The organism is Geodermatophilus sp. Leaf369 (assembly GCF_001424455.1).
Lineage (GTDB): Bacteria > Actinomycetota > Actinomycetes > Mycobacteriales > Geodermatophilaceae > Klenkia.
Map to the genome: position 1 here is coordinate 1,416,289 of NZ_LMQA01000001.1, position 14,329 is coordinate 1,430,617.

At 72.0% G+C, this 14,329-nt stretch carries 13 protein-coding genes; 8 read left to right on the forward strand and 5 right to left on the reverse strand.

Going from position 1 to position 14,329, the window contains the following annotated elements:
* The first annotated feature begins 102 nt into the window (after nt 1-102).
* From ASG36_RS07070 to ASG36_RS22570, 3 genes are all read left to right on the forward strand, one after another.
* The gene (locus ASG36_RS07070) at nt 103-1,527 is read left to right on the forward strand and encodes a bifunctional phosphatase PAP2/diacylglycerol kinase family protein (RefSeq protein WP_055761190.1); all 1,425 of its coding nucleotides are present in this window, start codon (nt 103-105) and stop codon (nt 1,525-1,527) included.
* Nucleotides 1,528-1,627: 100 nt separating this feature from the next.
* Entirely contained in the window at nt 1,628-2,179 is a 552-nt protein-coding gene (locus tag ASG36_RS07075) for a DUF6318 family protein (protein ID WP_157498598.1), read from the forward strand.
* A gap of 410 nt (nt 2,180-2,589) precedes the next feature.
* On the forward strand, nt 2,590-3,072 hold the full coding sequence (locus tag ASG36_RS22570; RefSeq protein ID WP_235494669.1) for a hypothetical protein: 483 nt from the start codon (nt 2,590-2,592) through the stop codon (nt 3,070-3,072).
* On the opposite strand, the gene ASG36_RS07085 is transcribed toward ASG36_RS22570, so the two are convergent.
* The gene (locus tag ASG36_RS07085) at nt 3,053-3,745 is read right to left on the reverse strand and encodes a hypothetical protein (protein ID WP_157498600.1); all 693 of its coding nucleotides are present in this window, start codon (nt 3,743-3,745) and stop codon (nt 3,053-3,055) included. The genes ASG36_RS22570 and ASG36_RS07085 overlap by 20 nt on opposite strands.
* A 168-nt stretch (nt 3,746-3,913) precedes the next feature.
* Between ASG36_RS07085 and ASG36_RS07090 the strand changes: the two genes are divergently transcribed.
* Together ASG36_RS07090 and ASG36_RS07095 are read left to right on the forward strand one after the other, a co-directional pair.
* Nucleotides 3,914-4,501, forward strand: a complete 588-nt coding sequence (locus tag ASG36_RS07090) for a DoxX family protein (protein WP_055761204.1) — start codon at nt 3,914-3,916, stop codon at nt 4,499-4,501.
* A gap of 11 nt (nt 4,502-4,512) precedes the next feature.
* Nucleotides 4,513-5,538, forward strand: a complete 1,026-nt coding sequence (locus ASG36_RS07095) for a PHP domain-containing protein (RefSeq protein WP_055761207.1) — start codon at nt 4,513-4,515, stop codon at nt 5,536-5,538.
* Here ASG36_RS07095 and ASG36_RS07100 read toward each other — a convergent pair.
* Nucleotides 5,523-6,263 carry a hypothetical protein gene (locus tag ASG36_RS07100; protein WP_055761211.1) on the reverse strand — a complete coding sequence of 247 codons (741 nt, stop codon included), beginning with the start codon at nt 6,261-6,263 and terminating at the stop codon, nt 5,523-5,525. The two genes, ASG36_RS07095 and ASG36_RS07100, sit on opposite strands and share 16 nt — an antisense overlap.
* A gap of 351 nt (nt 6,264-6,614) precedes the next feature.
* Here ASG36_RS07100 and ASG36_RS07105 point away from each other — a divergent pair, with 351 nt between their 5' ends.
* Nucleotides 6,615-7,712: an LCP family protein gene (locus tag ASG36_RS07105; RefSeq protein WP_055761214.1), complete on the forward strand. Its 1,098-nt coding sequence runs from the start codon at nt 6,615-6,617 to the stop codon at nt 7,710-7,712.
* Nucleotides 7,713-7,736: 24 nt separating this feature from the next.
* Here the strand turns inward: ASG36_RS07105 and ASG36_RS21815 are convergent, their stop codons facing one another.
* Entirely contained in the window at nt 7,737-7,898 is a 162-nt protein-coding gene (locus ASG36_RS21815; protein ID WP_157498602.1) for a hypothetical protein, read from the reverse strand.
* A 144-nt stretch (nt 7,899-8,042) separates the two neighbouring features.
* Nucleotides 8,043-9,557: a sugar transferase gene (locus tag ASG36_RS07110; protein ID WP_055761219.1), complete on the reverse strand. Its 1,515-nt coding sequence runs from the start codon at nt 9,555-9,557 to the stop codon at nt 8,043-8,045.
* Between the two features lie 499 nt (nt 9,558-10,056).
* On the opposite strand from ASG36_RS07110, the gene ASG36_RS07115 reads away from it, so the two are divergent.
* Both ASG36_RS07115 and ASG36_RS07120 read left to right on the forward strand, forming a co-directional pair.
* Nucleotides 10,057-11,625, forward strand: coding sequence for an oligosaccharide flippase family protein (locus tag ASG36_RS07115; RefSeq protein ID WP_055761222.1), 1,569 nt, complete (start codon nt 10,057-10,059; stop codon nt 11,623-11,625).
* Nucleotides 11,626-11,696: 71 nt separating this feature from the next.
* Nucleotides 11,697-12,707, forward strand: a complete 1,011-nt coding sequence (locus ASG36_RS07120) for a glycosyltransferase family 4 protein (RefSeq protein WP_055761224.1) — start codon at nt 11,697-11,699, stop codon at nt 12,705-12,707.
* Nucleotides 12,708-12,728: 21 nt separating this feature from the next.
* On the opposite strand, the gene ASG36_RS07125 is transcribed toward ASG36_RS07120, so the two are convergent.
* A complete protein-coding gene (locus ASG36_RS07125) occupies nt 12,729-14,321 on the reverse strand; it encodes an FAD-dependent oxidoreductase (RefSeq protein WP_055761227.1) in 1,593 nt (530 codons plus the stop codon).
* Between the last annotated feature and the right edge of the window lie 8 nt (nt 14,322-14,329).

Consider the following 14,329-nt stretch of genomic DNA (forward strand, 5'->3'; position numbering starts at 1 on the left):
GGTGGAGATGGCGTCCCCCTCCCATCGACCGGTGCACGGCGGGTCCGCACCGGTCGTCCCTCGGAGGGGTGAGGGCCCAGGTCGGCGTCGTAGCGTCCTCGCGTGCCCTCCCCCCGCCGCCTCGACGCCCGCCTGCAGGCCGCCGTCCACCGCCTGCCGCAGACCCGCGCCGACGGGACGTTGCGCCGGCTGTCCGAGCTGGCCGACCACGGCAAGCTCTGGGTGGGCGTCGGGCTCGTGCTGGCCGCCAAGCAGGGCGCACCCCGGCGTGCGGCGATCCGGGGGCTGGGGTCGATGGCGGTGTCCAGCGCGCTGGTGAACGTCGTCCTCAAGCCGGTGTTCCGGCGGGGGCGGCCCGAGAGCGGGGCGCTGTCCTCGCGGGCGCTGGACCGCGAGCTCACCACTCTGTCGTTCCCGAGCGGGCACTCCGCGTCGGCGGCGGCGTTCGCGACCGGGGTGGCCATGGAGAGCGCGTGGGCCGGGGCCCTGGTCGCGCCGGTGGCGTTGGGGGTCGGCTACTCGCGGGTGCACGTGGGCGTGCACTACCCCGGTGACGTGCTGGCCGGGATGGCGGTCGGGGGTGCGATCGCGGCGGCCAGCCAGCACTGGTGGCACGTGCGGCCGACGACGCCGGCGAAGGTGCGGACGTCGTTCGCGGCACCCGCGCTCCCTCGCGGCGAGGGACTGACGGTGGCGGTGAACCCGCGCTCGGGCCGGGAGGACTACGACCCGGCCGAGGACATCCAGGGCCTGCTGCCCGGGGCGACGGTCGTCGACATCACGCCGGAGCAGTCGGTGACCGACGTGCTGACCGAGGCGGCGCAGAACGGTGCGCGGGCGCTGGGCGTGGCCGGCGGCGACGGCAGCGTCACAGCGGCCGCGGCGGTGGCGCTCACCCACGGGCTGCCGTTGGCGGTCCTGCCGGCCGGGACGCTGAACCACTTCGCGCGGGACGTCGGGGTGGCGACGCCGGTGGAGGCGGCACAGGCGGTCGAGGCCGGGCACGGGGTGCAGGTGGACGTGGCGACGGTGAACGGGACGCCGTTCCTGAACACAGCGAGCATCGGGCTGTACCCGGAGATGGTGCGGCGGCGGGACGCGATGAAGGGCCGCATCGGCAAGTGGGCGGCGCTGACGGTGGCGGCGGGCCAGGTGCTGCGGACCGGTTCGCCGATCGAGCTGGTCGTGAACGGGCAGCCGATCCGCGCGTGGATCCTCTTCGTCGGCAACGGGGTCTACACCCCGCGGGGACTGTCGCCGGCCTGGCGCCCGTCCCTGGCCGACGGGATGCTGGACGTGCAGTACCTGCGGGCCGACCTGCGCTTCGGCCGGACCCGGGCGGTGCTCGCCACGCTGTTGGGGGTCAGCGAGCACAGCCGTTCGTACGCGCAGTTCCAGGTGGAGCAGCTGCGGGTGGAGTCCCGGTCGGGGCCGCAGACCGTGGCCTACGACGGGGAGACCGGGTCGGCCGCCACGTCGTTCACCTTCACGAAGCGTCAGCGGCTGACTGTGTACTGCAACCGCTGATCCCGTTGTCCACAGCGGGGGTCGTCGCGGGCCTCTGACCTGCATAGACTCCCGTGACTTCTGTCGGGAGACGCGGGGGCGTGGGATGCGGGTCGGGTCTGTGCTGGCGGTGGGAGCTGTTCTCGCGCTGCTGCTCTCCGGGTGTTCGCGGGGGCAGGAGGCGAATCAGACGCTGCCGACGGCGTCGAGTTCTGCGTCCGCGGAGGCGACGCTCGAGCCGCTGGGGCCTCCCGATCTGCCGATGCCGGCTGAGGCGCGGGAGCAGACACCGACCGGGGCTGAAGCGTTCATTCAGTACTACATGGACATATACAACCTTGCCCTTCGCGATCTGGACCCTACGTTTATGGACCAGTTCAGCCAAGGGTGCGAGACATGCGACGAACTCATATTAAACCTGAGGGAGGACGCCGAGAGTGGATTGAACTATCAAGGCGGCCTTGTGGCGTTGAATTACGTCGACGCCACCATCATCGACGAGAGATCAGAAGCCGCCTTCACCCTGAACCAAGAAGCCTTAACCGTCATTGATTCGACGGGTTCCGAGCAGACAGACCTCAGTGGTCCCCCTGCATCGTTGAATTGCGGGGCCATTCTCAACTGGTCCAGCAGTTCGCAGTCCTGGCTGTTCACGCAATGGGACGTCAACTAGGGGTACTGCTGGTCGCGGGGCTCCTATTCCTCGGTCTGATCAGCTTCGATGTCGCTTCTGCAGAATGTCGCCAACTTCAGTGCGTCACCACAGGATTGAACGACGGGGCCGCATCCATCAGTGCCGAGGATGTCCAAGGTCCCATCGATGGCGTTTACGTTGCCACCAACCTCCCGCCCGCTGGGCCCCGTCTGTATGCCTGGCGCTTGCTCACGCAGTGCGAGTTGGCTGACACGAACATCGGGGCGTGCGGCACCACCAATCTCACGTGCGAAACGCGAGACGGTCGGGTGGTAAGTGCCTATCGAGTGCAGCGACAGCGGCTGGTACAGGTAGACGCCACGAGCGTCGATAACTTGCCAGCGCCCCCGGGCCTCGCCGCCGGGACTCTGTATGGGGGCTGGACAACGGTGGATATCGCGTGCGTCGACGTCACCGACCTGAACCCCCCGCCGTCCCCCGAGGAGGTCTTCCGCTACTTCCAGACCCTCCCGCTCCCCGAGCTGCTCACCCAGCAGCAGCCGCCGGGCAATGCGCTGGTCGGGCTGCCGGTCATCTTCTTCACCGACAGCCCGACGCAGCAGACGTTCACCGTCGACATCCGGGGCTTCCAGGTCGTGATCGTGGCGGGGGCGCAGTCCTACTCCTGGCACACCGGCGACGGCACCACCCTCACCAGCACCGACCCCGGCGCCCCCTACCCCGGGCAGACGGTCACCCACGACTACTCGTCCGGCAGCTACACGGCCTACGTCACGGTCACCTGGGGTGCGACGTTCAGCGTCGACGGCGGCGCGCAGGTCGCCGTCCCGGGCACGACCACCACGGACGGGCCGGCGGTCACCTTCGCCGTCCTAGAAGCGGGCGCCGTCCTCACGAACCCGTACGACTGAGCCGACCGCTGCCGGCGTGCTGCCCTCGCCCGCCGAGGCGACGCCGCGCCCTGGCCCGGGCGACGGCCCCCAGCAACGCGACCGCGGTCAGCGCCTCCCCGAGCTCCTCGACGAAGGTGGCAGCCGTCAGGGGCAGCGGCTGGGGCTGCACGACCGCGACCGTCCGGGTGACCACGTCCAGACCCAGGGCGGCCACCGCGTAGACGGCCAGTCCCAGCACGACGAGCCCGCTGCCGGCGACCCCCCACGCACGGCCTGCGGCCCACAGTGCGGGCAGACCCACGACGGTGCAGACGGTCCCCACGAGCAGGGTCAGCGTCGTCCCGTCGGAGGTCTCCAGCACCGAGTGCGCGCTCACGAGCTTGGCGAAGACCAGCCCCGCGCCGATCGCCGTGACAGCGCTCCACCAGAGCCGGGACGTCCCCCGCGTCTGCACCGCAGCGACGGCGGCCGCCACGGCGGTCGCGGCGAAGACCGCGGTGGTGAACAACCGCGGCAGCCCGCCGATGGCGTCCAGGTCGACGATCCACTCCCGGCCCGGGAGGGGGCAGGACCCCACGGCGCACCGCCACCGGACCAGGAACCCCAGGGAGAACAACCCCAGTGCCAGCCCGACGAGGGCCCACAACCACGTGTCGTCCCGCGGACCGGGAGATGCCGGTCGCGGGGTCACCTGACCAGTGTGCGCGCCCCGGGCCGGGCCGGGACCTGCGCCGTCGGTCACACCCAGGGTCTCCCCAGGCGTCCCCCACCGGACGTCACTACGGTCCTGACGAGGGTTGCCCGGCGGTCACCGCGGGCACAGGACCCGCCGACGTCGTCGATGGAAGAGGTACTCCCCATGTTGGTCCGCCGGATCGCTCGGCCGCTGCTCGCCTCCTCGTTCGTGTACGGGGGCATCAGCACGCTGCGGAACCCCCAGAGCCGGGTTCCGGGCGCCACCAAGATCGTCGGTCAGCTCGCGGAGCAGGCCGACAAGCAGCTCCCGGTCGAGGTCTCCAAGGACGTCGAGCAGTGGGTGAAGGTCGACGCCGGGATCAAGGTCGGCGCCGGCGCCACGTTCGCGCTCGGGGTCTTCCCTCGGCTGTCCGCCCTGGCCCTCGCCGCGTCGATCGTGCCGACCACGCTGGCCGGGCACCGCTTCTGGGAGGACAGCGACCCGGAGAAGAAGTTCAGCAACCAGGCGCACTTCCTGAAGAACGCCGGACTGCTCGGCGGTCTGCTGATCGCCGCCGTCGACACCGAGGGCAAGCCCTCGGCCGGCTGGCGCGTGAAGAACGTCAGCGAGCGCACGATCAACAAGGCCGAGAAGAAGTTCGAGAAGGCCTCGAAGAAGGCCGAGAAGGCCCAGAAGAAGGCCGCCCGCGGCCGCACCGGGCGCAAGATCCGCAAGCAGGCCAAGGCTGCCAAGAAGGCCGCCGGGCTCTGAGCACCACCGGCATGACACCCGCGGGCGCGCTCCGGAGGATCGCCTTCCTCCTGGAGCGCGCCCGCGAGCCGTCCTACCGGGTCAAGGCGTTCCGCACCGCGGCGGCCGTCGTCGACCGGATGGCCGACGGGGAGCTCGAGCACCGGGTGCGGACCAGGACGCTGAAGGACCTCTCCGGCATCGGCGACAAGACGGCGACCGTCATCCTCGAGGCCGCGGCCGGCAAGGTGCCCGCGTACCTGCAGGACGTCGAGGACAAGCAGGTGCCCGAGGAGCTCAGTGGCCCCGCCGCCGAGCTGCGGGCGGCGCTCAAGGGCGACCTGCACACCCACTCCGACTGGTCCGACGGCGGCAGCCCGATCCGTGAGATGGCCGAGGCGGCCCGCGACATCGGCCACGACTACCTGGCGCTCACCGACCACTCCCCCCGGCTGACCGTCGCGAACGGGCTCACCGCCGAGCGGCTGGAACGCCAGCTGGACGTGGTCGCCGAGCTGAACCTCGAGCTGGCCCCGTTCCGCATCCTGACCGGGATCGAGTGCGACATCCTGGCCGACGGCTCGCTCGACCAGGACGAGGACCTGCTGTCGCGGCTGGACGTCGTCGTCGCCAGCGTGCACTCCGACCTCCGCGCCCCCAAGGCGCAGATGACCGAGCGGATGCTGGCCGCGGTCACCAACCCGCACACCGACGTCCTCGGGCACTGCACCGGCAGGCTGCTGGTGGAGCGCCAGCAGGCCGGCGGCAAGACCCAGCGGCCACGACCGGAGAGCACCTTCGACGCCGAGGCGGTGTTCACCGCCTGTCTCGAGCACGGCGTGGCGGTCGAGATCAACTCCCGCCCCGAACGGCTGGACCCGCCAATGCGGCTGCTCCAGCTCGCCGCCGACATCGGGTGCGACTTCTCGATCGACACCGACGCGCACGCGCCCGGTCAGCTGGACTGGCAGGGCGCGGGGTGCGAGCGGGCGGCGCAGGCGGGGATCGGTTCGGACCGGGTGGTGAACACCCGGGCCGCAGATCAGCTGCGGGGCTGAGTCCGCCGGTCGGCCTCGACCGGCTCCGGGCTGCCCTCGTCGTCCTGGCGGCGGAAGGTCCAGCCTGCCGGGAGGACGAGCTTGGGTGCGACTCCGAGGAGGACGGCGAGCAGGAACCCCACGCCGGCGATCCCCTCGGTGCTCTCCTCGACCAGGGCGGCGGCTGCCGTCAGCGGGTGTCCGTGACCCAGTGCGGTCTCGACAACCCCCGAGACGGTGGACAGGCCCACCGACGCTCCGGCGTAGACGGCCAGCCAGGTGAGGACCCGTCGACGGTCGCGCCTGTCATGCCGGCTCAACCACCACAGCCAGGCGATGCCCGCTGCGGCCACGACTCCGAAGAAGGCGAGGGCGCGGACCGGGTGGGCATAGCCGTCGATGGCCTCCAGAACAGCCTTGTGCACAACGCTGCCGGCCTTGACCACGGCGATGAGCCCCGCGACGCCGGCGACAGCGGTCCACCACGTCCGGCGTCCGCGCATACGGATCGCACCGCTGAGCGCAGCACAGGCGACGCCGGCGAAGACCGCGGCCACCACCAGGCGCGGGGCGGAGAACGGCAGCTCCATGGAGAGCGGCCGAGCGAGCCATCGGGGAGCGTGCAGTACGCGGAGCAGGAAGCCGACGACCTCGAGTCCCACCACCACGACGCCCAGGCGCCAAGCCCACTTCGGCACCGGGGGACGCAACCGCGCCCGGTCGGTGAGGGCGAAGGCGCTGGACACAGGGTGTGTCTACTCCCTCACACGGCCATCTCAGGCGGAGGCGCTCCCGACCGTCACCCGATCGAGAGGACCGTCACGCACGCATTTGGGCGGGTCGTCAAGACGCCAGGCTCATGGCCGCCGGCGTGCAGCGCCTGCGCCGGCGGCCTGAACCGGGTATCCGCTCCGCGCCTGAAAAGACGTTGGTACCCGCACAGGTCCGCACGCAAGGCCTGGTGACACCTGGTGGGGTGCTCACGAGAGCATCACGGCCCGAACCGGTACCCCCTCCGCTTCACCCGTGCGGATGACCAAGCGCTCTTCTCTCTAAGCATCGCCGTACGGTCGTCACCCGGGGACACGAGGGAGACCATGAGCGGCACCGACGGCGACACCGGCACGGACGATGCACAAGACGGGCTGCTCGACGACCACGTCCATGCTGCCGGGACCCCGTCCCGCCGGCGCCGCATCGTGCGGCGAGTGGCCCTGGGCATCGGCGTCCTCACGCTGGTCGTGGCCCTCGTCGTCGGCGGCGCCGCCTGGTACCTGACCGACCGCTACGCCGGCAACATCGACCGGGTGGGCGACGTCTTCGCCGGCCTGGACCCCGAGAGCCGTCCCGCACCGGCCACGCCGGAGGACGGCACGGACGCCGAGCCGGTCACCTTCCTCCTGGTCGGGTCCGACACCCGGGCCGACATCGCCGGTGGAGAGCTCCCGGACGCGCGGTCGGACGCGATCATGATCGCCCGGCTGTCCGGCGACCGGCAGCACGTCCAGGTCGTGTCCATCCCCCGCGACTCGTGGGTCGACATCCCGGGGCACGGCAAGAACAAGATCAACGCCGCCTACGCCTTCGGTGGGCCCAGCCTGCTGGTCCAGACGGTGGAGCAGCTCACCGGCGTGCGCATCGACCACTACGCCGCGATCAGCTTCGAGGGCCTCATCTCCATGACCGACGCCCTCGGCGGGGTGGACGTCGAGGTCGCCGAGACCACCAGCTGGGGTCCGTACACCTTCACCCAGGGCACGAACCACCTGGACGGCGACCAGGCCCGCTGGTACGTGGGCCAGCGCTACGACCTGCCCGGCGGGGACTTCGACCGCGTCCGGCGGCAGCAGAACTACCTGCGGTCGCTGTTCACCAAGCTCTTCCAGCAGGGCACGTTCTCCAGCCCGGGACAGCTCGACGAGGTGCTCCTCGCGGTGACCAGCTCGATCGCCGTCGACGACTCGCTCGGCAACGGCGGCCTCCTGTCCCTGGCCCTCTCCGCGCGGGGCGTCACCCCGGACGGGGTCGACTTCTTCACCGCGCCCGTGCTGGGCACCGGGACCGAGGGCGCCGCGAGCGTCGTGTACCTGGACACCACGACCGCCGAGCGGATGTGGGGCTACCTGCAGTCGGACTCACTCGGCCAGAACGCCGACGAGTTCACCGACGAGGCGCTGGACGCCGTCCCCAACTGACCGGGCCGGCGACCCGCGGACCGGTCAGCGGTCGGCGGGGACGGCGACGCCGCCGTGTGCCGCGGCCAGGACGTCGTCCAGGTACAGGTCGCGCGCCTCGTGGTGGTCTGCCATGCGGACGGCCGCACCGAGCACGAACGCCAGGGTGATCGCGGCGAACACCCACACCAGCAGCATCAGGACCATGAGCCGAGCATCGGCAGGACCGGGTGCGTTGTGTAGCCCACGGCCGGGCGACTCCACCCGTCCGGGTGGTGACCCTGGGTAGGACGCAGACCGGCCCGGACCTGGGCAGGTCCGGGCCGGTGCGAACTCAGGTGCTGCTGGGGGTCAGTACGCCCCGGAGCTGCGGACGACGGCGCCGACGGTCTTCGCCAGGATCATGAAGTCGAAGGACAGCGACCAGTTCTCCACGTAGCGGACGTCGATGCGCACCGACTCGTCCCACGAGAGGTCCGAGCGGCCGCTGACCTGCCACAGGCCGGTGATGCCCGGCTTGACCAGCAGGCGGCGACGCATGTCGTGGCCGTACTGCTCCACCTCGCGCGTCACGTGCGGACGGGGGCCGACCAGCGACATGCTGCCGCCGAGGACGTTGAGCAGCTGCGGCAGCTCGTCGAGGGAGTAGCGGCGCAGGAACGCACCGACCCCGGTCACCCGCGGGTCGCTCTTCATCTTGAACTGGACGTCGTTGCCCTCGTTCTGCAGGAAGAGCGTGTCGACCTGGCGGTCGGCACCGGGCACCATGCTGCGGAACTTCAGGACGTGGAACGGCTGACCGTCCAGACCCACGCGCTCGTGGCGGTAGAACACCGGGCCGGGGCTGGTCACCTTGATCGCGATCATGATGGCGACGAAGACCGGCAGCAGGACGAGCAGCAGCAGCGAGGCCGACACCTTGTCGAAGGCGGTCTTGGCCAGCCGGCGGGGCCCCCCGAACTCGGGGCGCTCGACGTGCAGCAGGGGCAGGCCGGACACCGGGCGGATGGCCACCCGGGTGCCGACGACCTCGGTGACGGCAGGGGCGAGCAGCAGCTCGGCCTTCGTGGACTCGAGCTCCCAGCCCAGGCTGCGCAGCGCCGGACCGTCGAGCTCGGGGCACGGCAGCACGGCGACGGTGTCGACCTGGTAGTCGCTGACGACCTCGGCGACCATCGACAGGTCACCCAGGACGGGCAGACCGTCGAAGGACGGCGGGACGGTGCCGCCCACCGCCGGGGGCACGAGGCAGCCGATGACGCGGTAGCCGTGGTGGGCCTCGCGGTCGATCTGCTCGTGCAGCGCGGCGACGGCGCTGCGGTGGCCGACGATGATCGTGGTCTGCACGTGCTCACCGGCGGTGCGACGGCGGTGCAGGATCTTGCGGTGCACCCAGCGCTGGGCCAGCGTGAGGACCGCGGCCAGCGGGATCGCCGTCATGACGAACCCGCGGGCCAGGTCCAGCTTCAGCGCCCAGGACACCAGCGCGGCGCCGGCGAGCAGCATGAGGGCTGCGCGGAACACCCGGCGGTACTCCTCGGGGCCGATCCAGAGGAACCGCTCCTCGTAGGAGCGGGAGGCCCCCATGACGAGCAGCCACACGACCGGCATGAGCAGCGCGAACCAGCGGGCGGCCGGCTGGGAGACCGCGGTGACCGGCGCGGCCGGACCGAAGTGGAAGAGGTAGCTCACGGCCGTCGCGGCCGTGGCGGCGAGGACGTCGCCGGTCGCGATGCTGCGGCGGTAGGTCGTCCGCCACGCGCGGCGGGCGTCGGTGCCCTCGCCCCGGAGTCGGGCGGTGGCCGCTCGGGCGTTGAGACGCCGGTGCGCGGGCCCACTGGGCCGGTGGTCCTGGGTGAAGAGCAAGTCTGAAACGCCCCCGAAGGCATGGGATCAGGGCACGCAGGTGCCCTCCGGTCCGGCCCGACGCTGGGCTCGCTGACGGGTCCCAAGCTATCTGCCCTCGTCACGGAACGACACCGCAAGCGAGCATCGTCACCCGATGGATGACCACGATCGGGGCCGCTCGTAGACGCTTCGTGCACAAATCGTCACTCTGGGTCGAGTGACAGGGGGCGTGCTCACCCCGAGGCTCCACCCAGAGTGATCTGGGCGACTCGACACCTCTACCTGAGTGACTCCCGTCATGTCGGGCGTGGCGTCCCCTGCAACCCATGTCGCCTGAACGAGCTCGAGCCGGCGCCCCTGGCACGCCTACCCTGGTGCCGACCTCGGAAGAACCGGTGGCAGAGGACGAGAGGGGGGACCCGTGGAACCCTCGGACCGCTCGGAAACGGGCACGAGGGCTGCTCCTGTCGTCGGCGTCCAGCTCGACGACCCCGCCACGGGGACGACCGAGCCAGCGGTGCAGAGCGGACTGGACACCCGGAAGGGTGCGTTCGCAGGCGGACTCTGGAACGCGGCCTCGGCCGTCCTCCCCATGGGCGCCACCCTCGTGCTGTCCGTCGTCGTGAGCCGCGAGCTGGGTCCCGCCGTCCTGGGCCAGCAGAGCCTGGTCGCGTACGTGAACTCGTTGATGGTGTCCGTCCTCATCTTCTCGTTCACCTCCGCCAGCGTGCAGATGCTGGCGGCCACGAACGCCGGGGACGACCGGGACCGGCTCGCCTGGTTGTCGCGCTGGTCCTTCGCCGCCCACCTGACCGGTGGTCTCGTGTCGGCGCTGCTGCTCGTGTCGATCGGGTTCGCCCGCAGCGACTACCAGGCGCTGTGGTTCCTGGCCGCGGCCACCGCGATGGTCGACTCGATCGGCTGGGCACACGCCAGCCGCGACATCGCCCGGCACGGGTGGGGGCCCACGGCGTCCCGCAGGCTGGTCGCGCAGGCCGTCAGCCCTGCGCTCGCCATCGCGGCCGTCTACGCCGGCCTGGGCATCGAGGGCGTCTTCACAGCCCAGTTGGTGGTGGCCGTCGTGCTGCTGCTCGTGCTGCGCCGGGTCGACCGCCGCACCCAGACCCCGTCGGTGGCCGGCACGGACCGTCCCGCATGGGCCCCGGTACTGCGGCTCTGGTCGATGTTCTCCCTCTCGGTCCTCATCACCCAGATCGTCGAGCGCCGCCTGGAGCTCGTCTTCCTGGACTGGTTCCACTCCCCGGAGACCGTGGCCATGTTCTCCGTGGCCTTCAACGTCGTGGGCATCCCGACGATGGTCTCCGCAGCGCTCATCGGGGCGTCGATGCCGGCCATCGCAGCCCGGCACGCCCGCGACCCCGGATCGGTCACGGCTGCTCTGAGCAGGGCCGCCCGCGTGGTGGTGGCCGTCAACCTGGTCCTCACCGCAGGCACCATCGCCATCGGCCCACGGCTGGTCACCACCGCGTACGGGGAGGACTTCGCCGAGGCCGGCACCCTGGTGCGCCTCCTGGGCCTCACGCTCCTCATCCTGCCGCTGGGGCACCTCTACAGCGCGCTGTGGACCGGTACCGGCCACCTGCGCCCGGTGCTCATCGCGGGAGGAGCAGGCGCCGTCGTCGACATCACCCTCGCGTGGACGCTGGTGCCCCCGTTCGCAGCCTCGGGTGCCGTGGTGGCCTCGCTCGGCGCCGCAGCCGTGTCCGCGGGTCTCATCGCCGTCCACACCCACCGCCGCGGCATCCGGCTGGAGATCAGCCCGGGCCGGTTGGCCGTGACCACGGCCATCGCCCTGGCTGCGGGCGGGGCTGCGCACGGCACCCTCCTCCTGGTCGGCGGTCTCGCCGGTGTCGTGCTGGCGGTCGTCGCCTTCGGCCTGGTGCTCGCGGTGACCGTCCGCTTCCTCGGGCTGGTGGGCCGGGAGGACACCGCGTGGCTGGCCGGGACCTTGCCCGGCCCGGTCGGACGCGTCTTCGCCGGCTTGTCACCCCGACCGGCCCGCACGGCCCCCACCAGGGCCGGGGGTAGGCACCGGGGCTCGCCCGGCGGACCGTCGGACGGTTAGCCTGGCCGCCGCTGTCGGCGAGCGGGCTGACCCCGGAACACCAGGAGAGTCAACTGCGCATCACCCATGTCGTGGGCACCGACCAGTTCGCCGGCCTCGAGCGCTACGTCGTGGAGGTCGCGTCTGAGCAGTCACGCCGCGGCCATCACGTGTCCGTCGTCGGGGGTGACCCGGCGTCCATGCAGCGGCTGCTGACCCCCGCCGTCGAGTGGCACCCCGGTGCCACGCCCCGGGACGCGCTGCGGGCACTGGTCCGGCAGGGGCGGCGGGACGTCGTGCACAGCCACATCACGAAGGCCGACTTCGTGGCGCTGGCCGCAGCACCCGTGAACCGCGGGCGGCGCTTCTCCACCCGTCACCTGACCGCCCCGCGCGGCCACGGTCCCCGCGCCCAGCGCCTGGCGCCCCTCGTGCGCCGGGCGCTCCACCGTGAGATCGCGGTGAGCCGGTTCGTGTCCGACGAGGTCCGGCCTGCCTCCGACGTCGTGCTGCTCAACGGGGTGCGGGAGCAGCCGGACACCAGTCCTGACCGGCAGCACGTCGTCCTCATGGCACACCGACTGGCCCCGGAGAAGGACACCGAGACCGGCATCCGCGCCTGGGCCCTGTCCGGTCTCGCCGACCGTGGGTGGACGTTGGTCATCGCCGGCCACGGTGCCGAGCGGGACCCCCTGGAGCAGCTGGCCCGCGAGCTCGGTGTCGCAGACAGCACGGACTTCGTCGGCTGGCTCCCCGACCCCACCGACGCATTCCGGACGTCGGGGGTCCTGCTCGCCCCGGCCCTCGCCGAGCCCTGCGGGCTCAGCATCCTGGAGGCGATGTCCTTCGGTCTCCCCGTCGTCGCCTCGGCCTCGGGGGGCAACCCCGAGACCGTCGGCACCGCCGCGGGAGCGACGCTCTTCCCCGCCGGGGACGCCAACGCAGCCGCCGACCACCTCCGGGCCCTGGCCGACGACCCCACCCGGCGGGCCACGTACGGACGCGAACTGCAGGAGCTGCAGCGAGCCGAGTTCAGTCTCGGCGTACACGTCGACCGGCTCACCGAGGTGTACCAGCGCGGGGAGTGGGGCGGCCCGCGATGAGGCCCTCGGAGCGTGACCTGCTCAGCGGCGGGCCGGCAACCCCGCCAGGTGATGGGCCAGCCGCAGGCTGAGCGCGACGATCGTCAACGTCGGGTTGGCGTAGCCGGCGATGGGGAAGACGCTGCTGCCCGCCACGAACAACCCGTCGAGACCGTGTACCCGGCTGTCGGTGTCCACGACGCCCTCAGCGGGGTCCACGCTCATCCGGGTCGTCCCCGCCGGGTGGTAGGCGTCCACCACCTGGGCGCGCCATGCCGCGTCGTCGACCATCGCAGGCAGCTCGGTGACCTCGGCCAGGCCAGCGCTCCGCAGGTCGTCGGCGACCCAGCGGCTGAAGACGCGACTGGTCTCGATCTCCTGGTCCGCCAGGCGCCAGCGCACGTCGGCCACGGGGAGCCCGAGGGGGTCCGAGGCCGCGCCCAGGGTCACCCGGCTCTCCCGGTCCGGGACCTGCTCCAGCCAGATCTGCAGACGCACCGAGGACGACGGCCGCCCAGCCGACAGCCCGCGCACCCACCGCCGGTAGGCCGTCCGGGCGACCGCAGGCACCGAGCCCACGGCCCGGACGACGTCCCGGCGCAGGGATTCCGGGCGGGTCCGCGCGACCGCCGATCCGAGCAGTCGGCGGACGGCCTCCAGACCCGGGTCGTCGTGCTCGTGCACCAGGACGGCGTTGGCCGCCACCAGCCGCGAACCCTCCTGGGCGGCCCGGCTGAGACGGACCTTCGGGTAGAGGCGACGGCGGCCCCGGTGCAGGTGCGAGGTCCGGTCCTGCAACCAGGACCGTCGCGTCGGGTGGATCTCCAGCGTCTCCACCACGGGGTGGTCCTGCAGGTACCGCCCGGTGACTCCGCGGCCGGTGCCCAGCCCGATGCCCTCGGGGTCGCTCAGCATGAGGATCCGGGCGTTCTCGATCGCGCCGGCGGCGAGCACGACCCGACCGCCCCGCAGCTCGACCTCCGCACCGGAGCGGTCCCGCAGCCGCACTCCGACCGCTCGTTGCTCCTCGACCAGGACACCGACCACGGTGGCGTGCTGCACGGTGGTGACCGTGCTGGAGCGGGTCAGCCGGCGGCGGTGTTTGCTCCCCAGGTGCGGGGTGATCGTGTACTCGCTGAAGTCTGCCTGGAGCTTGTCCGGTGACCACGGGATGGGGCTCACGGAACGGTGCTCGGCCCACCGCTCCGCGTCGTAGCCACGGCCGCTGAGCCCGAACCACGCTTCGGCTGCGGTGTACCAGGGCTCCAGGTCGCTCGGCCCCAGAGGCCAGCCGCTCCCGGGGACCCACGGACGGACCGCCAGGTCGGAGTCCCGCAATCGGGTGCACTGCCCGTGCCAGAGCTGGGTGGCCCCGCCCAGCACCCGCGCCCGGCCGCCCTCCAGCCCACGGTAGGGGGCACCGGACACCTGGCCGACGTTGAGCTTCGAGGAGGCGGCCTGCGCCTCGACGTCGCGCGGGTCCCCGCCCGACTCCAGCAGGACGACGGGGCGCCCGCGGTCCTCCAGGCCGAGTGCCACTGCCAGGCCGGCCGCTCCACCACCGACCACGAGCGTGGCCTGCGGGTCGAGGCGGCCCAGTGCCACCTGCCCGGCGGTGTCGAGGTCGATGATCATCGGTGCGG